The sequence below is a fragment of the Streptomyces sp. NPDC005761 genome (assembly GCF_040630635.1).
Lineage (GTDB): Bacteria > Actinomycetota > Actinomycetes > Streptomycetales > Streptomycetaceae > Streptomyces.
Map to the genome: position 1 here is coordinate 1 of NZ_JBEXXX010000059.1, position 18895 is coordinate 18895.

At 72.7% G+C, this 18895-nt stretch carries 16 protein-coding genes and 1 rRNA gene; 12 read left to right on the plus strand and 5 right to left on the minus strand.

The genetic code is table 11. From position 1 onward, the window contains the following. Positions 1-91, plus strand: a 5S ribosomal RNA gene (gene rrf / locus ABZ434_RS33335); the annotation flags it as partial. A 223-nt stretch (positions 92-314) separates the two neighbouring features. Here rrf and ABZ434_RS33340 read toward each other — a convergent pair. Next, positions 315-1658 (minus strand): hypothetical protein, encoded by a 1344-nt coding sequence (locus ABZ434_RS33340; RefSeq protein ID WP_359144891.1) that lies wholly within the window; start codon positions 1656-1658, stop codon positions 315-317. Positions 1659-1688: 30 nt separating this feature from the next. Between ABZ434_RS33340 and ABZ434_RS33345 the strand changes: the two genes are divergently transcribed. Beyond that, on the plus strand, positions 1689-2423 hold the full coding sequence (locus ABZ434_RS33345; protein WP_359144894.1) for a tetratricopeptide repeat protein: 735 nt from the start codon (positions 1689-1691) through the stop codon (positions 2421-2423). Positions 2424-2481: 58 nt separating this feature from the next. Here ABZ434_RS33345 and ABZ434_RS33350 read toward each other — a convergent pair whose 3' ends face one another. Then, positions 2482-3759 carry a DUF1015 domain-containing protein gene (locus ABZ434_RS33350; protein WP_359144897.1) on the minus strand — a complete coding sequence of 426 codons (1278 nt, stop codon included), beginning with the start codon at positions 3757-3759 and terminating at the stop codon, positions 2482-2484. Between the two features lie 71 nt (positions 3760-3830). Between ABZ434_RS33350 and ABZ434_RS33355 the strand changes: the two genes are divergently transcribed. From ABZ434_RS33355 to ABZ434_RS33370, 4 genes are all read left to right on the plus strand, one after another. Further along, positions 3831-4859 (plus strand): HAD-IIA family hydrolase, encoded by a 1029-nt coding sequence (locus tag ABZ434_RS33355; protein WP_359144900.1) that lies wholly within the window; start codon positions 3831-3833, stop codon positions 4857-4859. Between the two features lie 194 nt (positions 4860-5053). Continuing rightward, positions 5054-6016 carry an iron chelate uptake ABC transporter family permease subunit gene (locus tag ABZ434_RS33360; protein ID WP_359144975.1) on the plus strand — a complete coding sequence of 321 codons (963 nt, stop codon included), beginning with the start codon at positions 5054-5056 and terminating at the stop codon, positions 6014-6016. 101 nt (positions 6017-6117) lie between these two features. Then, complete coding sequence (locus ABZ434_RS33365) at positions 6118-7107, plus strand: iron chelate uptake ABC transporter family permease subunit (RefSeq protein WP_359144977.1); 990 nt, start codon at positions 6118-6120, stop codon at positions 7105-7107. Positions 7108-7196: 89 nt separating this feature from the next. Beyond that, positions 7197-8006, plus strand: coding sequence for an ABC transporter ATP-binding protein (locus ABZ434_RS33370; protein ID WP_359144903.1), 810 nt, complete (start codon positions 7197-7199; stop codon positions 8004-8006). A gap of 302 nt (positions 8007-8308) precedes the next feature. Here ABZ434_RS33370 and ABZ434_RS33375 read toward each other — a convergent pair whose 3' ends face one another. Beyond that, positions 8309-8656 (minus strand): SCP2 sterol-binding domain-containing protein, encoded by a 348-nt coding sequence (locus tag ABZ434_RS33375; protein WP_359144906.1) that lies wholly within the window; start codon positions 8654-8656, stop codon positions 8309-8311. Positions 8657-8753: 97 nt separating this feature from the next. On the opposite strand from ABZ434_RS33375, the gene ABZ434_RS33380 reads away from it, so the two are divergent. From ABZ434_RS33380 to ABZ434_RS33400, 5 genes are all read left to right on the plus strand, one after another. Then, a complete protein-coding gene (locus ABZ434_RS33380) occupies positions 8754-9029 on the plus strand; it encodes a hypothetical protein (protein ID WP_359144980.1) in 276 nt (91 codons plus the stop codon). Positions 9030-9036: 7 nt separating this feature from the next. Then, on the plus strand, positions 9037-9852 hold the full coding sequence (locus ABZ434_RS33385) for a TlyA family RNA methyltransferase (RefSeq protein WP_359144909.1): 816 nt from the start codon (positions 9037-9039) through the stop codon (positions 9850-9852). Continuing rightward, complete coding sequence (locus ABZ434_RS33390) at positions 9849-10751, plus strand: NAD kinase (RefSeq protein WP_359144912.1); 903 nt, start codon at positions 9849-9851, stop codon at positions 10749-10751. Before ABZ434_RS33385 ends, ABZ434_RS33390 begins: the two co-directional genes overlap by 4 nt. A 90-nt stretch (positions 10752-10841) precedes the next feature. Further along, a complete protein-coding gene (gene recN, locus ABZ434_RS33395) occupies positions 10842-12587 on the plus strand; it encodes a DNA repair protein RecN (RefSeq protein WP_359144915.1) in 1746 nt (581 codons plus the stop codon). 240 nt (positions 12588-12827) lie between these two features. Beyond that, on the plus strand, positions 12828-13925 hold the full coding sequence (locus tag ABZ434_RS33400; protein ID WP_359144917.1) for a glycosyltransferase family 4 protein: 1098 nt from the start codon (positions 12828-12830) through the stop codon (positions 13923-13925). Positions 13926-13934: 9 nt separating this feature from the next. On the opposite strand, the gene ABZ434_RS33405 is transcribed toward ABZ434_RS33400, so the two are convergent. Next, positions 13935-15560: a PucR family transcriptional regulator gene (locus tag ABZ434_RS33405; RefSeq protein ID WP_359144920.1), complete on the minus strand. Its 1626-nt coding sequence runs from the start codon at positions 15558-15560 to the stop codon at positions 13935-13937. Between the two features lie 177 nt (positions 15561-15737). Between ABZ434_RS33405 and ABZ434_RS33410 the strand changes: the two genes are divergently transcribed. Continuing rightward, a complete protein-coding gene (locus ABZ434_RS33410; protein WP_359144923.1) occupies positions 15738-16664 on the plus strand; it encodes a sulfurtransferase in 927 nt (308 codons plus the stop codon). A 271-nt stretch (positions 16665-16935) separates the two neighbouring features. Here the strand turns inward: ABZ434_RS33410 and ABZ434_RS33415 are convergent, their stop codons facing one another. Then, positions 16936-18738 (minus strand): glycoside hydrolase family 15 protein, encoded by a 1803-nt coding sequence (locus ABZ434_RS33415; RefSeq protein WP_359144982.1) that lies wholly within the window; start codon positions 18736-18738, stop codon positions 16936-16938. Positions 18739-18895: the final 157 nt, after the last annotated feature.

The following is an 18895-nucleotide window of genomic DNA, read 5'->3' on the forward strand; positions in this document are numbered from 1 at the left end:
GCCCGGTTACATTCCGAACCCGGAAGCTAAGCCTTTCAGCGCCGATGGTACTGCAGGGGGGACCCTGTGGGAGAGTAGGACGCCGCCGAACAATCTTTGAAGGACCCTTGGTCCCAGCGTTCAACGCTGGGACCAAGGGTCCTTTTTGTTTTCCGAAGCGCGTCGGGTGTCCGGCTGCGCAAGAATGTCTGTAGTACCCGATGACAGGAGCACCACCGATGTCCACCAACTCTCCCGACGATCGTTCGGAGCGCGAGCCGCGTCGCCGGGACGGCGGTGACCGGGGCGGCTTCAGCGGCGGTCGTGACGACCGTTCAGGCGGTCAGCGTCGGGACAACGACCGCGGCGGAAACCGTCGTGATGACAGCCGGCCCACCAGCAGCGGTGGGCCCCGCCGCGACGACAGCCGGCCCACCAGTAGCGGTGGCGGGTTCCGTCGTGACGACCGTGACCGGGATCGTGCGCCGCGGCGTGACGACAATCGTGGTGGCGGTTCGTCCGGTGGTGGGTTCCGTCGTGATGATCGGGCTCCGCGTCGGGACGATGACCGTGGTGGGCGTCCCAGTGGTGGGTTCGACCGTCGTGATGACCGGCCGCGCGGCCCCCGTCGCGACGACGACAACCGTGGCGGTGCCTCCGGTGGTGGCTTCCGTCGTGACGACAGCCGTGGCGGTTCGTCCGGTGGTGGGTTCCGTCGTGACGACAGCCGTGGCGGATCCTCCGGCGGCGGCTTCCGTCGTGATGATCGGGCTCCGCGTCGGGACGATGACCGTGGTGGGCGTCCCAGTGGTGGGTTCGACCGTCGTGACGACCGGCCGCGCGGCCCCCGTCGCGACGACGACAACCGTGGCGGTTCCGCCGGCGGTGGCTTCCGTCGCGATGACAACCGTGGTGGCTCGTCCGGTGGTGGGTTCCGTCGTGACGACAACCGTGGCGGTGCCTCCGGTGGTGGCTTCCGTCGCGATGACAACCGTGGCGGTGCCTCCGGTGGTGGCTTCCGTCGTGACGACAGCCGTGGTGGTTCGTCCGGTGGTGGCTTCCGTCGCGATGACAGCCGTGGTGGTTCGTCCGGTGGTGGGTTCCGTCGTGATGATCGGGCTCCGCGTCGGGACGATGACCGTGGTGGGCGTCCCAGTGGTGGGTTCGACCGTCGTGATGACCGGCCGCGCGGCCCCCGTCGCGACGACGACAACCGTGGCGGTGCCTCCGGTGGTGGCTTCCGTCGCGATGACAGCCGTGGTGGTTCGTCCGGTGGTGGCTTCCGTCGTGACGACAGCCGTGGTGGTTCGTCCGGTGGTGGGTTCCGTCGTGACGATCGGGCTCCGCGTCGGGACGATGACCGTGGTGGGCGTCCCAGTGGTGGGTTCGACCGTCGTGATGACCGGCCGCGCGGCCCCCGTCGCGACGACGACAACCGTGGCGGTTCCGCCGGCGGTGGCTTCCGTCGTGACGACAGCCGTGGCGGTGCGTCCGGCGGTGGCTTCCGTCGTGACGACAGCCGTGGCGGTGCCTCCGGCGGCGGCTTCCGCGGTCAGCGGGACGACCGGGACAGGGGCGGCTACCGGGGGCGCGACGACCGCGGTGGTTACGAGCGGCGGGACGACCGGGACCGTGAGCCCATCAAGCGGCTTCCGATCCCCGACGATGTCACCGGTCACGAGATCGACAAGGACGTCCGTCAGGAGCTGATGAGCCTCCCGAAGACTCTGGCCGAGGACGTGGCCAGGAACCTGGTCATGGTGGCCCGGCTCATCGACGAGGATCCGGAGCAGGCCTACGCCTACTCGCGCATCGCTCTGCGGCTCGCGTCGCGTGTGGCGGCCGTGCGGGAGGCTGCCGGCTTCGCGGCCTACGCCACTCAGAAGTACGCCGAGGCGCTGGCGGAGTTCCGGGCGTCCCGGCGGATGACCGGCTCCGTGGAGCTGTGGCCCGTCATGGCCGACTGCGAGCGCGGACTCGGCCGGCCCGAGCGGGCCATGGCCATGGCAGGTGAGCCCGAGGTGCAGAAGCTGGACAAGGCCGGCCAGGTCGAGATGCGTCTGGTGGCTGCCGGAGCCCGCAGGGACATGGGACAGATCGACGCCGCCATCGTGACGCTGCAGAGCTCCGAGCTCGCCTCCAGCGCCGTGCACCCGTGGACGCCGCGTCTGCGCTACGCGTACGCGGACGCGCTGCTGGCCGCAGGGCGCGAGGACGAGGCACGTGAGTGGTTCGGGAAGGCCCTGGAGGCCGACAAGGACGGCTCCACGGACGCGTCGGACCGCCTTGCCGAGCTGGATGGTGTCGAGTTCGTCGACGCCCTCGGTGACGATGACGACGCCGCCCCCGCCCCCGCCGAGGCGCAGGACGTGGTCGATCTGGACGACGACGTCGACGAGGACGAGGACGAGGACGACGAGGACGCCGGTCCCGTCAAGGAGTAACGCGTAAGAAGAGGGCGGCACCCCGTGGGGTGCCGCCCTCTTCTGCGTTCCGGAGGGCTCAGCCGAGGGTCAGGCTGCGCAGCACCAGGCCCGTGGCCGGCTTGGGGCCGAAGGAGGTGGACTTGCGCGGCATGGTGACGCCCTGCCGGGCCAGGTCCCGTACCACCTCTTCGCGCACCGGATGCATGAGCACCGCCGTTGAGCCGTGGCGTTCCGCCTGTTCGACGGCTGCCGACGTGTCGTGGATGTAGGCGATGCGGTCCGGGGCGTCGGGGATCCGCCACACGTGGTCGAGCAGGACGGAGTGCAGGACCGTCGCGTCGAGGGTGCGCCAGGCGGCCGGCCGGTCCACGGGCACGGTACGGGCCAGCAGTGCCTCGTCCGGACGGTCGACCAGATGGAACCCGCCGTCGCCGGCGAGCAGGAACGCGTTGCCCGCGGCCGCCGCGTCGGCAAGCGCGTCCAAGGCGTGGGGGAGCGGCCCCGCGACGGCGCGGACCCGGAACAGACCGCTCAGCGAGGCGAGCGCGTCGGCGACGGGCAGCCCGTGCAGCAGCCGGTGGATGGAGCGGACCCGGAGCGGATGGCGGGCGGTGTCGACCAGGAGGACCAGGCCGAAGTCCCAGGGGCCGGGGACGGTGTGTTCCTGCTGGAGCCGGAGGTAGGTGGCCCAGCGGTGGTGCCCGTCGGCGATCAGGGCCTGATGACCGGCCAGATCCGTTTCGATCTCCGCACGTTCGGCGGGGTCGGTGACCGCCCACAGCCGGTGGCGGTAACCGTCCTCCGTGGTGGTGGCGAGCAGCGGCGGGCGGTCGACGGTCCGCTCGATGACCGCGGTCGCACCCGTGGCCTCGCCGTCGCTGCGGTAGGTGAGCAGCAGCGGTTCGAGATGCGCCGCGGTGGTGCGCATCAGATCGGCGCGGTCCTCGACGACATGGGCCATCACGTCCTCGTGCGGGAGCACGATGCCGTCGCCGGGCTCCGAGAGTGCCAGCGCGCCGATGATGCCGCGCTGGAGGATGTCGTCGTCGCGCTGCTCGTAGACATACAGCGCCGGTTCGGGGTCGGGGGCCAGGACACCCTCGGCCAGCCAGCGGTTCAGGGTCGCGGCGGCCTGTTCGTGCCGGGCGGCCGCGGAGTCGGCCTGGGGCAGGATCAGACGCACGATGTTGTGCGGATCCGCCGATTCCAGGTGGTGCAGGCCGTCGGGGCGTACGACGACGTCGTACGGGGGCGAGGTCACCGCGGCGAGACTGCCGACCTGTTCGGGGACGTAGCGCAGTCCACGGAACGGAATCAGACGCAGTCCCTGGTCCGCCGGGCCTCGTGTGTTCATTTCCGCATCGTATGCGCGTGTCGGCGATGCGCGATGATCGGGGGATACGCAGGCGATGAGGAGCGCGGGATATGAGTCAGGCGAGCAGGACCAGGCCGAGCGGGAGCAGCGTCGCGCTGAGCGAGGCGTACGACACGGCGCTGCTGGATCTCGACGGTGTGGTGTATGCGGGCGGGCAGGCGATCGACCATGCGGTCGAGGCCCTCGGTTCCGCACGGGACGGCGGGATGCACCTGGCGTACGTCACCAACAACGCGCTGCGGACTCCGGCCGCAGTGGCGGAGCATCTGACCGAGCTGGGGGTGCCCACCGAGCCCACCGATGTGATCACATCGGCGCAGGCCGTGGCGCGGCTGGTGGCCGATCAGCTGCCCGCCGGAGCGCGGGTCCTCCTCATCGGCGGGGAGGGGCTGCGCGTGGCGTTGAGTGAACGGGGGCTGGAGCCGGTGGACTCCGCGGACGACGACCCCGTCGCGGTGGTGCAGGGATACGGCGGGCCCGACATGGCGTGGGGGCGGTTCGCCGAGGCCTCGTACGCGATCAACCGCGGGCTGCCGTGGTTCGCGTCCAACACGGATCTGACGATCCCGAGCGCCCGGGGGATCGCGCCGGGCAACGGAGCGGCGGTGGAGGTCGTACGGATCGCCACGGGCGCCGAGCCGCAGGTGGCGGGCAAGCCGCTGCCGCCGATGCACCGCGAGACGGTGCTGCGGACGGGGGCCGAGCGGCCGCTGGTGGTCGGGGACCGGCTCGACACGGACATCGAAGGGGCGTTCAACGGGGGAGTGGACTCCCTGCTGGTGCTCACCGGGGTGGCGGACGCGGCGCAGCTGGTGGCCGCGGTGCCCGAGCAGCGGCCGACATACGTGGACGCCGACCTGCGTGGTCTGCTGACGGGCCAGCCCGAGGTTACCCACACGGACGAGGCGTACGCCTGCGGTGGCTGGACGGCCTCCGTACGTGGCGAGGCCCTGGTCCTGGAGGGCGACGGGGACGCGCTCGACGGTCTGCGGGCGCTGTGCGGGGCCGCTTGGTCGCACGCCGGGGACCGCTCGTGCGCTCTGGACGCGGGGAAGGCGTTGGCCCGGCTCGGGCTGTAGGGCGGAGCGCCGGGTGGGGGGCCGGCTCGCGCATAGGACGAGTCGGCCGCCCCCTGGCCCGCCGAGCTCATAGTTGGCTAGGCTAACCTAACCGCGTGTTGGTTGAGAGTCCTCCGAACCCGAGCCCAGGCCCGATAGCCGCGCCGGACGGTGCCGCGCCCCCCAGGCGCCACGCACTACGCGCCGCTGGGCTCCTGGTCGCGCTGGCCGCCCTGGTACTGGTGTGCCTGGCGAGTATCGCGATCGGCGCCAAGGGGCTGCCGCTCGCCGATGTGTGGCACGGCCTGTTCCACTACGCGGGGGGCGGCGACGACGTCCTCGTACGGAAGGTCCGGATCCCCCGGACCGTGCTCGGGCTGATCGTCGGCGCCGCGCTGGGGCTCGCCGGGGCCGTGATGCAGGCGCTGACCCGCAACCCGCTGGCCGAGCCCGGACTCCTCGGCGTCAACGCGGGTGCGTCGGCGGCGGTCGTCTCCGCGATCAGCTTCTTCGGCGTCACCTCGCTGACCGGGTACGTATGGTTCGCCTTCGCCGGAGCCGCGATCGTCTCGGTCGCCGTGTACCTGCTCGGCGGCAGCCGGTCCGCCAATCCCGTACGGCTCGCCCTGGCCGGGACGGCCGTCACCGCCGCGCTGTACGGCTACGTCAATGCCGTACAACTGCTTGACTCGGCGGCGCTGGACCGGTTGCGGTTCTGGACCGTCGGCTCGCTGGCCTCCGCGAACATGGAGACCGTCGGCAAGGTGTGGCCGTTCATCGCACTCGGCGTCCTGCTCACGCTGCTCATCGCGAGGCCGCTCAACGCCCTGGAAATGGGCGACGACACGGCGCGGGCTCTCGGTGCCCATCTGACCCGCACCCGCGTCCTCGCGATGCTCGCCGTCACCCTGCTGTGCGGCGCCGCTACGGCCGCGTGCGGACCGATCGTCTTCATCGGGCTGATGATCCCGCACCTCGTGCGCGCCATCACCGGTCCCGACATGCGGTGGATCCTGCCGTACGCGGCCGTGCTCTCCCCGGTGCTCCTGCTCGGGGCGGACGTGATCGGCCGGATCGTCGCCCGTCCGTCCGAACTGCAGGTCGGGATCGTCACCGCACTGCTCGGCGGGCCCGTCTTCATCCACCTCGTACGACGCAAGAGGATGTCCCAGCTGTGAAGGCCACCCAGGAGACGGTGCGGAAGACGGAGACCCTGGAGACGTCGGGGACCGCCCGTTCGGTGAAAGCCGTGCGGACGGCCGGCGGGTACTCGTTCCGGATGAACGTCCGGGCATCCCTCGTCATTCTGCTGCTCGCCGTCCTGGCTGCCGGCACGGCCGTCGTCCTCATCGGCAGCGGCGACTTCGCGATGACGCCGGGAGAGGTGGTGACCACGCTCTTCGGACACGGCACCTTCCAGCAGGAGTTCATCGTCACGGACCTGCGCCTGCCGCGTGTGCTCGTCGGACTCCTCGTCGGGGCGGCGCTCGGTGCCGGCGGCGCCGTGTTCCAGACCATCTCGCGCAACCCGCTCGGCAGCCCCGACGTACTCGGGTTCGGCCAGGGCGCCACCGTGGGCGCGCTCACCGTGATCGTCCTCTTCCAGGGCGGGGCGGCCGCCGTCGCGGGCGGCGCGGTGGCCGGCGGCCTGTTGACCGGGGTCGCCGTCTACGTGCTGGCGTGGAAGCGCGGGGTGCACGGTTTCCGGCTCGTCCTGGTGGGGATCGGCGCTGCCGCCATGCTCACCGCCGCGACCCAGTACCTGATCACCAAGGCCGACCTGGTCGACGCGACCCGTGCCGTCGTCTGGATGACCGGCTCGCTCGACGGCCGGGACTGGGCACAGGTCTGGCCCCTGGTCGTCGTCTGCGGTGTGCTGCTCCCACTGGTGTTCGGACACGGGCCCACGCTGCGGGTGATGGAGATGGGCGACGACGCCGCGTACGCGCTCGGGGTGCGGGTCGAACGCACCCGGCTCGTCCTGATGGGCTCGGCCGTACTGCTCGTCGCCGTTGCGACGGCCGCCGCGGGACCGATCGCGTTCGTCTCGCTGAGCGCCCCGCAGCTCGCTCGCCGGCTCACCCGCTCCACCGGCCCCAACCTGGTGGCCGCGACGTTCATGGGTGCGGCGCTCCTCCTCGTCGCCGACTGGGTCTCGATGGAGGCCTTCGGCGACCGGCAACTTCCCGTCGGCGTCGTCACCGGTGTAATCGGTGGCTGCTATCTGCTGTGGCTCCTGGTGTCCGAGCGCAAGGCGGGCCGGATATGAAGGGCCGCGCACGGGGCGCGGACCGAGTGTCCGGAACCGGTCCCGCACCCCATTCCCTCACCGATCCGACCCACCTCCGGAGTATGTCCATGCAGCGCCTCACCGCCGACTCGGTGACCCTCGGCTACGACCAGCGGGTCATTGCGGAGAACCTCTCGGTCGAGATCCCCGACCACTCGTTCACCGTGATCGTCGGCCCCAACGCCTGCGGGAAGTCGACCCTGCTGCGGGCGCTGTCCCGGATGCTCAAGCCGACCCGTGGCCGGGTGCTGCTGGACGGGGAGGCGATTCACGGGCTGCCCGCGAAGAAGGTCGCCAGGACGCTGGGGCTGCTGCCCCAGTCCTCCATCGCGCCGGAAGGCATCACGGTGGCGGATCTGGTGGCCCGGGGACGCTACCCGCACCAGGGGCTGCTGCGGCAGTGGTCACCCGAGGACGAGCGCATTGTCGAGGAATCGATGGCCTCGACCGGGGTCGGAGCACTGGGTGATCGCTATGTCGACGAATTGTCCGGCGGTCAGCGTCAGCGGGTCTGGATCGCGATGGCGCTGGCGCAGCAGACGCCGCTGCTGCTGCTCGACGAGCCGACGACGTACCTCGACATCCAGCACCAGATCGACGTGCTCGACCTCTGCGCGGAACTCCACGAGACGCAGGGGCGCACGCTGGTGGCGGTCCTGCACGATCTGAACCACGCGGCGCGGTACGCCACGCACCTCATCGCCATGCGGGAGGGCGAGATCGTCGCGGAGGGCGCGCCCGGGGAGATCGTCACGGCGGAGCTCGTGGAGCGGGTGTTCGGGCTGCGGTGCCAGGTGATCCCTGATCCGGAGACCGGAACACCACTGGTCGTGCCGGCGGCGCGGGTGCGCGGTGCGCGCGTCGTGGGGGCGGCGTAGGGCACTCAGGGGCGGGTGCCGGAGCCGGTGTCCGCGGAAGGGTGACCTGGGGGCGCCACGCCTCGTCCTCGGAGCCGGACGGGCTGGAGAGGCATCTGAGAGCCTCGGACGGGTCCGAGGACGTCTTCGAGCGTCGACCGGTTCGGGGGACGCCTTCGAGCGTCGGACCGGCTTGATGGACGCCTCCGGGCGTCGGACCGGGCCCGAGGGGCGCATCCGAGCGTCGGACCGGGCCTATGGACGCCTGCGTGCGCCGACCGGACTCGAGGGACGTCCCCGAGCGTTCGACGGGCCCGAGGCGGCTACAGCAGCGACCTGAGTTTCAGCAGGTCGCGGAAGCCGGCCTCCAGGCGGACCCGGCCCGAGCCCCAGGCCTTGGCGAAGTTCAGCTCGCCGTCCACCATCGCCACCAGATCGTCCCCGGTCATCGCGAGCCGGATCTCCGCCTTCTCCGGGGGCGGCCCCTCGACCGTGTCCAGGACCTGGATCCGGCCGTCGGCGAGGCGTCCGGTGAACGTCACGTCGAGGTCCTTGATGTGGCAGCTGAGCGAACGGTCGAGCGCCGCCGCGCCGCGCACGTCGCCGTCCGCCCCCGCGAGGTTGTCGGAAAGTCTGTCGAGTGCGCTGCGGCACTCCGCCATGGTCGCCATCGTGACCGACGGTACAGCAGCCCTTCGCGGTAGCGTTTCCCGCATGAGCGACTCGATGCCGGAGCCGGACACGGCCGCCGGAACCGCGCCCGGGGAGATGCCGCAGGACGCACCGCAGGAGCCGCCCCCCGCGGTGTCGCACGAGCCTGCCGGTCCGGCACCCCTCGGCGTCGTACGCACGCCCACGGGTAACGCCCGCGTGGACGCGCACCTGGAGCGTCTGGCCGATGCGGACCACCTCCCGGCGGACGGACACATCGAGGTGTACGAGGATGTACACCATGGCCTGCGCGACGAGCTGACCGCGCTGGACGCCAGGCCCGCACCCGCGCCGGTGCCCCCGTACAACAACTCGTACAACAACAGGAGCTGAACCGAACGTGGCAGGAGTGGCCCGTCGCCGCCTCGACGCCGAGCTGGTACGCCGAAAGCTCGCACGCTCACGCGAGCATGCGAGCCAGCTGATCGCCGCAGGACGGGTGACCGTCGCCGGCAACACCGCGACCAAACCGGCCACCCAGGTCGAGACGAGTGCCGCCCTCGTCGTCACCAAGGACGACAGCGACCCCGAGTACGTCTCGCGCGGTGGTCACAAGCTGGCGGGCGCCCTCGCCGCCTTCGTCCCCCTCGGGCTGAAGGTGAAGGGGCGGCGGGCGCTGGACGCCGGGGCGTCGACCGGAGGGTTCACCGATGTGCTGCTGCGGGCAGGCGTGGCCGGCGTCGTCGCGGTGGACGTCGGCTACGGGCAGCTCGCCTGGTCGCTCCAGTCCGATGAACGCGTCACCGTCAAGGACCGTACCAACGTGCGGGAACTGACCCTGGAGGCGATCGACGGCGAGGCGGTGGACCTGGTGGTGGGCGACCTGTCGTTCATCCCGCTCGGTCTCGTGCTGCCCGCTCTGGCGCGCTGCGCCGCGGCCGACGCGGACCTGGTCCTCATGGTCAAGCCGCAGTTCGAGGTCGGCAAGGAGCGCCTCGGCACCGGCGGTGTGGTGCGCAGCCCCGAGCTGCGTGCCGAGGCGGTACGGGAGGTGGCCCGGCGGGCCTGGGCTCTGGGCCTGGGCGTCCGGGGTGTGACGGCGAGCCCGCTGCCCGGGCCGTCGGGGAACGTCGAGTACTTTCTGTGGCTGCGGGCCGGAGCACCTGAACTGGATCCCGCAGATGTCGACCGTGCAGTGGCGGAGGGGCCTCGTTGACGACGAATGCGGCACGAACAGTCTTTCTCTTGGCACATACCGGCCGGCCGGCCGCGATCCGCAGTGCCGAGCTCGTCGTCCAGGGGCTGCTCCGCAGCGGCCTGGGTGTGCGGGTCCTGACGACGGAGGCGGTCGACCTGCCGCTGCCGCCGTCCGTCGAAACGGTCACCGACACGCCTGAGGCGGTCAACGGCTGCGAGCTGCTGATCGTGCTCGGCGGCGACGGGACGCTGCTGCGCGGAGCGGAGCTCGCGCGCGCCTCCGGAGTCCCGATGCTGGGCGTGAACCTCGGCCGGGTCGGCTTCCTCGCCGAGGCCGAGCGCGACGACCTCGACAAGGTCGTCGACCGGGTCGTCACCCGCGCGTACACCGTCGAGGAGCGCATGACGATCGATGTCCTCGTGCACAGCAACGGGGATGTCGTCCACACGGACTGGGCGCTCAACGAGGCGGCCGTGCAGAAGGTGTCACCGGAGCGGATGCTGGAGGTCGTGCTGGAGATCGACGGCCGGCCGGTGACCGGGTTCGGCTGCGACGGCATCGTGTGCGCGACGCCGACCGGCTCGACCGCGTACGCCTTCTCGGCCGGCGGGCCCGTCGTCTGGCCCGAGGTCGAGGCGCTGCTGATGGTCCCGATCAGCGCCCACGCGCTCTTCGCCAAGCCGCTGGTGACCTCGCCGACCTCGGTGCTCGCCGTCGAGGTCCAGCCGCACACCCCGCACGGGGTCCTGTGGTGCGACGGGCGCAGGACCGTGGAGCTGCCCGCGGGCGCACGGGTCGAGGTGCGGCGCGGTGCCGTGCCCGTGCGGCTCGCACGGCTGCACCAGGCGTCGTTCACGGACCGCCTGGTGGCCAAGTTCGCGCTGCCGGTGTCGGGCTGGCGGGGCGCACCGCACTGACCCCGGCAGCATTTCGCCCCGGCGGATCCGGCGGATCCGACGCCCCGACCGCGACCCGTGTGCGCGCAGGCCATGAAACCTCGTATGGTCATGTGCGTGTTGGAGGAGATGCGGATACGGTCGCTCGGAGTCATCGACGACGCGGTGGTGGAGCTGTCACCCGGTTTCACCGCGGTGACCGGTGAGACCGGCGCGGGCAAGACCATGGTCGTCACCAGCCTGGGGCTGCTGCTCGGCGGACGCGCCGACCCCGCCCTGGTGCGGATCGGTGCGAAGGCCGCTGTCGTCGAGGGCCGGATCACGGTGGCCGAGGGCGACGCTGCGGCGCTGCGGGCCGAGGAGGCCGGGGCCGAGATCGAGGACGGTGCGCTGCTCATCAGCCGTACCGTCTCCGCGGAAGGGCGCTCGCGGGCCCATCTCGGCGGCAGGTCCGTGCCGGTGGGAGTGCTGGCCGAACTCGCCGACGAGCTCGTCGCCGTGCACGGCCAGACCGATCAGCAGGGGCTGCTCAAGCCGGCCCGGCAGCGGCAGGCCCTGGACCGGTACGCGGGCGACGGCGTCGCCGTGCCCCATGCCAAGTACGCGGCGGCCTACCGCCGGCTGCGCGAGGTCGCAGGTGAGCTCGACGAGCTGACCACGCGCGCCCGCGAGCGGGCCCAGGAAGCCGATCTGCTGCGCTTCGGGCTGAACGAGATCGCCGCGGTCGAACCGCTGCCCGGCGAGGACACCGAGCTCGCCGCCGAGGCGCAGCGCCTCGGCCACGCCGACGCGCTGGCCTCTGCCGCCGCCCTCGCGCACACCGCGCTGGCCGGCAACCCCGAGGACCAGGAGGCCGTCGACGCGACCACCGTCGTCGCGGCCGCCCGGCAGGCGATGGACGGGGTGCGCGCTCACGACCCGGCGCTCGCCGCGCTCGCCGACCGGGTCGGCGAGATCTCCATCCTGCTCGCCGACGTCGCCGGCGAACTGTCCGGGTACGCCGACCAGCTGGACTCCGATCCGCTGCGGCTCGCCGCGGTCGAGGAGCGGCGGGCCGCGCTCACGGGCCTCACCCGTAAGTACGGCGTGGACATCGCTGCCGTACTGGCCTGGTCCGAGGACGGGGCGGCCCGGCTGACCGAGCTGGAGGGCGACGACGACCGGATCGGTGAACTCACCGCGGAGCGGGACGCGCTGCGCGCCGAACTCTCCGGCCTCGGTCAGGCGTTGACCGACGCCCGTACGGCGGCCGCCGCGCTCTTCGCCGAAGCGGTGACCGCGGAGCTCGCCTCCCTCGCGATGCCGCACGCCCGCGTCTCCTTCGACATCCGGCAGACCGAGGCGGCGGACGAGGCGTCCGGCATCGAGATCGGCGGACGCAACGTGGCCTACGGGCCATCGGGGGCCGACGAGGTCGAGCTCCTGCTGGCCCCGCACCCGGGCGCCCAGCCCCGTCCGATCGCCAAGGGCGCGTCGGGCGGCGAACTGTCCCGGGTGATGCTCGCCGTCGAGGTGGTCTTCGCCGGCTCCGACCCCGTACCCACCTACCTCTTCGACGAGGTCGACGCGGGCGTGGGCGGCAAGGCGGCCGTCGAGGTCGGGCGCCGGCTGGCGAAGCTCGCCAGGTCGGCCCAGGTCGTCGTCGTCACGCATCTGCCGCAGGTGGCCGCGTTCGCCGACCGGCAGCTGCTGGTCGAGAAGACCGTGGACGGCTCGGTGACCAGGAGCGGCGTCACGGTCCTGGAGGGCGAGGACCGGGTACGGGAACTGTCCCGGATGCTCGCGGGCCAGGAGGACTCCGAGACGGCGCGGGCCCACGCGGAGGAGTTGCTGGCCACGGCGCGCGCCGACGGGTAGGGCTCCGTGCGGGTGTGACGGCGGCGTCCGGCCCGTTGCGGATTTCACCCGTGCGGGTGGTACGCCACGCCCGGTTTGTCGCGGTGCGCACCGGCGTACCGGGTCTGCCGTGCCGGAACGTGCGTACGGGCTGGCATCCTTGGCGGTGTACTCGGGCCGACCGTCCCCATGGGCCGGCCGGCCGCACGGTCGCGGTTGACGCCGTCACCCCCGACTCGGGAGCTCCGGGAGCCACTCAACGTGTCACAGCTTCGTACGGTCCAGGTGCTGGGCGGCGGCAGCGCGGGCAGCAGCGCCCATGTCGGTTCGCTTGCGGCCGGACTGGTCGCGCGAGGCGTGCAGGTCACCGTCTGCGCCCCGGCCGGACTGGACCGGTCCTACGAATTCTCCGCCACGGGCGCCCGGTTCACGCCCGTGCCACGGCGCACCGACCCCGCCGCCGTTGCCGCCCTGCGGGCCGTCTGCGCGGGTGCCGACGTCGTCCACGCGCACGGACTGCACGCCGCAGTGCGGGCCGCACTGGCGCTCGGCGGCCGCCAGATCCCGCTGGTCGTCACCTGGCACACCCGGGCCCATGCCGAGGGCGCTCGACGCCGGCTGCTGCACCTGCTGGAGCGAAGGGCCGCCCGCGCGGCGTCGGTTGTGCTCGGTGCCTCGTCGGACCTGGTCGACCGGGCCCGCCGCCGGGGCGCGCGCGATGCCCGTCTGGCACCCGTCGCCGTTCCCGTACCGCGCCTGCCCGCACCGGCACCCGACGGCAAGGTGCGGGCCGAACTCGGGGCTGTCGGACGGCCGTTGATCATGGCGGTGGGCAGTCTCGTGCCGCATCGCGGGTACGACACGCTGCTCGACGCGGCACGGATGTGGTGCCGGCTCGACCCCGTTCCCCTGCTGGTCATCGCAGGCGAGGGTCGGGAGCGCGCGGCACTGCGGCGCCGGATCAAGGCCGAGGACCTGCCCGTCTCGCTGATCGGCAGCCGCACCGACAATCCCGAACTCCTGGCGGCCGCCGACCTGGTCGTGCTGCCCAGCCGCTGGGAGGCGCGACCGCTGCTGGCCCAGGAGGCGTTGCGGATCGGCGTGCCGCTGGTCGCCACCGCGGTCGGCGGTGTGCCCGAACTCGTGGGCGACGCGGCGGAACTCGTACCGTACGCCGACGCGGAGGCGCTCGGCCGGGCCGTGGCGCGGCTGCTCGGTGATCCGGCGGAACGGGAGCGGCTGGCGGCCGCCGGTCCGCGGCAGGCGGCGAGTTGGCCGACCGAGGACGACACGATCGCCCAGGTGCTCAGCGTGTACGACGAGTTGGTTCAGCCGCTCGCGGTGGCCCGTACCCGCTGAGGGCGGGGCTCACGTCGCGTGGCGGCGGGCGCGCAGGGCGAGGCTCAGTGCCAGGACGGCCTGCGGGTCGTCCAGATCGGTGCCGAGCAGCTCACCGATGCGGGCCAGCCGGTTGTACAGCGTCTGACGGTTCAGATGCAGCTCACGCGCCGTCTCCGCCTTGCGGCCCGCATGCGCCAGATACGTCTCCAGCGTGGGCAGCAGCGGCGGCCGCGAGGTGCGGTCGTGATCGCGCAGCGGGCCGATCGCCCGCTCGACGAACGCCGCCAGATCCGGATGGTCCCGCAGCCGCCACAACAGCAGGTCGATGTCGAGCCGCCTGGCGTCGTACCAGGGCCTGTCACCGAGCCCCTGCGCCGCCGTGGCCGTCTCCGCCGCATGCCGCAGTCCCGCCCCGGCCGCCGCCCAGCCGCCCGCCACCCCGACCACCACGACGGGGTGATGGGAACCCGCCCGCTCCAGACCGGCCCGCTCCACCCCGGCCCGCAGCGCCGCGGCGACCCGGTCGGCCACCGCCGTACGCTCCGTCTCCGTGCGCAGCCCCAGCAGCAGCGGCACCCGGCCCTCCACCGGCCGTACCCCGAGCAGCACCGGCACCCCCACCGACGACAGCTCCTCCAGGACCGCGCGCGCCAGCAGGGCCCAGTTGCCGGAGGGCGAGAGCTCCGGGGCCAGCCGCATCACCACGGGCAGCAGCGGCATCTCGCCCGGCTTGAAGCCCAGCACGCGGGCCTGCGCCGGAGCGTCCTCGGGGGTGATCCGGCCCTCCGCGAGATCGGTGAGGAAGTCGCCCCGGCCGCGCGCCGCGAGCTCCTCCTCCTGGCGGGCCTGCATCAGCACCACGGCGAGAAGTCCCGCCGCCCGCTCCGCCGCCATCCGGTGCACCGGCACCAGCGGCGCGTCCACCGCCAGCAGGACCAGCCTGGCCCGCACCGAACCGGCCCCCTGGCCGCCGCCCGGCACATCCACCAGCACCGCGCCGACGGGCGGCGACTCGCGGGCCGTCCGGCCGCCGCGCATCCCGTCCCAGACCTGGAGCGGATCGGCGGAGACCGGACCCGACCCGGTGCCCGCCGCGTACAGCAGCTGGCCGTCCGCCGTCTCCAGGAAGACCGGGTTGGCCGTGAAGTCCGCCAGGATGCCGAGCACCTGGGGCACCCCGCCGCCACCGAGCAGCGCCTCGGTGCAGCGCCGGTGGACCTCCTCCGCCTGCTGCAGGAGCGCGTAGTGTCCGTTGACGATCTCGGTGTGGATCTCCTCCGTCACCGTCACGAACGGCACCTCGCGGTGCAACTGGACCAGGGGCAGCCCGGCCGCGCGGGCGGCGTCCACGATCGAGGACGGCAGCCTGCTGAAGCGCGGGCCGAGCTCCACCACGAGCGCGGCGATGCCGCGGTCGGCGAGCCGCCGGACGAACGCGCGCTGTTCGGCGGGGCGGGTGCCGAGTCCCAGGCCGGTCGTGAGGAGCAGCTCACCGCCCTTGAGCAGCGACGCGATGTTGGGGACCTCGCCCGCGTGCACCCAGCGCACGGTGCGGCCGAGCCGGTCGGCGCCGGTGATCACCTCGGGGAGTCCGCTGCGCAGCCCCGGCAGCTCGAGGGCTCGCTGCACGGTGATGCCGCCTTGGGTCTCCACAGGCTCTGCCTCGCGCTTCGGGTCGGGGGACCGGGCGGCCGCACCGTCGCGGACGTCCTGGTCAGGAAGGTACCGGCCCGGTGCACCGGTGGCATCGCCGGGGCGGTACACCGTTGACAGGGCCGGGACCCGCTGCGATCTTGAAAAATTCTGCTGACGGGAAGAGGGGGAGGAAGCATGGGCGACGATGCGCCGACGTACGGGGGCCGGGGTGCTCACGGCCCCGGACAGGGCCGTCCGGACGTCCCGCCGCACGAAAACGCCCTGCCCGGCCCGCTCGTCGGGGCCGACTGGCTCGCCGGGCGGCTCGGCTCTCCGGGGCTGCTGGTGTTCGACGCCTCCGTCGGCGCGCACCGGGGGGCCGCGGAGCGGATCGTGGGCGCGCGGCCGTTCGACATCGACGGCGCGCTCTCCGACCACGCGGGGCCGCTGCCCCACACGATGCCCGACGCCGGACGGTTCACCGAGGAGCTGCGCGCCCTGGGCCTCCACGCCGGCGACACGGTCGTGGTCTACGACGCGGTGGGCATCTACTCCAGCGCCCGGGCCTGGTGGATGCTCAGGGCGATGGGCTTCGACCGGGTCGCCGTGCTCGACGGGGGCCTGCCCGGCTGGACGGCCGCCGGATTCCCGACGGAGAGCGGCGCGCCCGCGGCGCCCCCGGAGCGCGGTGACTTCACGGCCGGCCCGCGCGCCGGTCTGTTCGTGGGCGCCGCCGAGGTGGCGGCGGCCCTCTCGGACCCGGCGAGCGCCGTCTTCGACGCCCGGTCCCGGGAGCGCTTTCGCGGTACGGCCCCCGAGCCGCGCCCGGGCCTGCGCGGCGGCCACATGCCGGGGGCGGTCAACCTGCCGTTCGGCGAGATCCAGCACGAGGGCCGGATGCGCCCGGCGGCGGAACTGCGGTCCGCGTTCGCCGGTCCGGCACAGGGGCGGGAGCGGCTGTTCTTCAGCTGCGGATCGGGTGTCACCGCCTGCGTACTGACGCTGGGCGCGGCACTGGCCGGGTACCGCGACCTGGCGGTGTACGACGGCTCCTGGAGCGAGTGGGGACTGCCCTCGCAGGGCCGCCCGGTCGTCACGGGCCCCGGGGCGGAGGCCCGCTGACGAAGGCCGAGCGGTGTCGGCCGTGCGTCGCGCGCCTGCCGGTGCCACGCACGGCTCCCGCCGCTCCACGCCCACACCGGCGTGGAGCCGCAGGAGCCCACGCCGTCCCGGGCGAGCGGCCGCACGAGCACCGGACCGCCCGCCCGGCAGGTTCCTGCCGCGCCCGGCAGGCAGGTCCGTGGCGGAGCGGACCCGGCACGAGCGCCGTGCGCGGCGGAGCAGGTCACCACGCGGCCGGGCCTGCCCGGCCGCTGCCCGGCAGGCCCGCGCCTCAGCCCACGTACGCCCCGCTCGCCGTCAGCCGCAGCGCCGTGTCGATCAGCGGGACATGGCTGAACGCCTGCGGGAAGTTGCCCACCTGGCGCTGCAGCCGCGCGTCCCACTCCTCGGCCAGCAGGCCCAGGTCGTTGCGCAGGGACAGCAGGCGCTCGAAGAGCTGGCGGGCCTCGTCGACCCGGCCGATCATCGCCAGGTCGTCCGCCAGCCAGAACGAGCACGCGAGGAACGCGCCCTCGTCGCCCTCCAGGCCGTCCACACCCGCGTTCTCGCCCGAGGTGGGGTAGCGCAGTACGAAGCCGTCCTCGGTGGACAGCTCCCGCTGGATCGCCTCGATGGTGCCGATGACCCGCTTGTCGTCGGGCGGCAGGAACCCCATCTGCGGGATCAGCAGCAGGGAGGCGTCCAGCTCCTTCGACCCGTAGGACTGGGTGAAGGTGTTGCGCTCCTTGTCGTAGCCCCGTTCGCAGACGTCGCGGTGGATGTCGTCGCGCAGCTCGCGCCACTTCTCCAGCGGCCCGTCCGTGTCGCCGGACTCGATCAGCTTGATGGTCCGGTCGACCGCGACCCAGGCCATCACCTTGGAGTGCACGAAGTGCCGGCGTGGACCGCGCACCTCCCAGATGCCCTCGTCCGGCTCGTCCCAGTGGTTCTCCAGGTACTCGATCAGCTTGAGCTGGAGGCCGGTCGCGTAGTCGTTGCGGGTCAGCCCCGTCATGTGTGCGAGGTGCAGGGCCTCGGTGACCTCGCCGTACACGTCCAGCTGGAGCTGGCCGGCGGCGCCGTTGCCGACACGGACCGGGCCCGAGTTCTCGTAACCGGGCAGCCACTCCAGCTCGGCCTCGCCCAGCTCGCGCTCGCCGGCGATGCCGTACATGATCTGGAGGTTCTCGGGGTCACCCGCGACCGCCCGCAGCAGCCACTCACGCCAGGCCCGGGCCTCCTCGCGGTAGCCGGTGCGCAGCAGCGAGGACAGGGTGATCGCCGCGTCGCGCAGCCAGGTGTAGCGGTAGTCCCAGTTGCGGGAGCCGCCGATGTCCTCCGGCAGGGAGGTGGTCGGCGCGGCGACAATGCCGCCGGTCGGCGCGTACGTCAGGGCCTTCAGGGTGATCAGCGAGCGGACCACGGCCTCGCGGTAGGGGCCGTGGTACGTGCACTGCTCGACCCACTCGCGCCAGAAGTCCGCGGTGGCCTCCAGCGAACCCTCCGGGTCCGGGAGCGCGGGCGGTTCGCGGTGCGAGGGCTGCCAGCTGATGGTGAACGTGATCCGGTCACCGGGGGCCACGGTGAAGTCGGAGTACGTCGTCAGGTTCTCGCCGTACGTGTCCGCGGGGGTGTCGTACCAGACCGAGTCCGGGCCCGCGACGGCGACCGTACGGCCGTCCACCTTGTGCACCCAGGGGGTGACGCGCCCGTAGCTGAAGCGCATCCGCAGCTCGGAGCGCATCGGCACCCGGCCGCTGATTCCCTCGACGATCCGGATCAGCTGGGGCGCGCCGTCGCGCGGCGGCATGAAGTCGGTCACTCTGACCGTGCCGCGCGGCGTGTCCCATTCCGATTCCAGGATCAGTGAGTCCCCGCGGTAGCGGCGACGGTCCGCCGGCGGCGGCTCCGCGCCCTCCGCGCGGGCCGGTCCCAGGCGCCAGAAGCCGTGCTCCTCGGTACCCAGCAGTCCCGCGAAGACGGCGTGTGAATCGAAGCGGGGCAGGCACAGCCAGTCGGCTGTGCCGTCCCGGCAGACCAGGGCGGCGGTCTGCATGTCTCCGATGAGTGCGTAATCCTCGATGCGCCCGGCCACGTGCATCTCCAGTCGAACGGCCATGTCGCCCCGTGGGGCGCTTACTACGGGTCAAGAGGTCGTTGCAAGGGGTTGATGTGGGGGGACCTGCGAGCTCCTACCTCGCCCGGAGCGAGTGTCCGAGCAGGATACGACGCACCCGGGTGATCCGCGCGAC

Bases quoted from the DNA above. Each gene is read 5' to 3' on its own strand.
- ABZ434_RS33345 (WP_359144894.1), top strand. From the start codon at position 1,689: ATGAGCCTCCCGAAGACTCTGGCCGAGGACGTGGCCAGGAACCTGGTC.
- ABZ434_RS33350 (WP_359144897.1), bottom strand. From the start codon at position 3,759: ATGAACACACGAGGCCCGGCGGACCAGGGACTGCGTCTGATTCCGTTC.
- ABZ434_RS33355 (WP_359144900.1), top strand. From the start codon at position 3,831: ATGAGTCAGGCGAGCAGGACCAGGCCGAGCGGGAGCAGCGTCGCGCTG.
- ABZ434_RS33365 (WP_359144977.1), top strand. From the start codon at position 6,118: ATGAACGTCCGGGCATCCCTCGTCATTCTGCTGCTCGCCGTCCTGGCT.
- ABZ434_RS33370 (WP_359144903.1), top strand. From the start codon at position 7,197: ATGCAGCGCCTCACCGCCGACTCGGTGACCCTCGGCTACGACCAGCGG.
- ABZ434_RS33375 (WP_359144906.1), bottom strand. From the start codon at position 8,656: ATGGCGACCATGGCGGAGTGCCGCAGCGCACTCGACAGACTTTCCGAC.
- ABZ434_RS33380 (WP_359144980.1), top strand. From the start codon at position 8,754: ATGCCGCAGGACGCACCGCAGGAGCCGCCCCCCGCGGTGTCGCACGAG.
- recN (WP_359144915.1), top strand. From the start codon at position 10,842: ATGTGCGTGTTGGAGGAGATGCGGATACGGTCGCTCGGAGTCATCGAC.
- ABZ434_RS33410 (WP_359144923.1), top strand. From the start codon at position 15,738: ATGGGCGACGATGCGCCGACGTACGGGGGCCGGGGTGCTCACGGCCCC.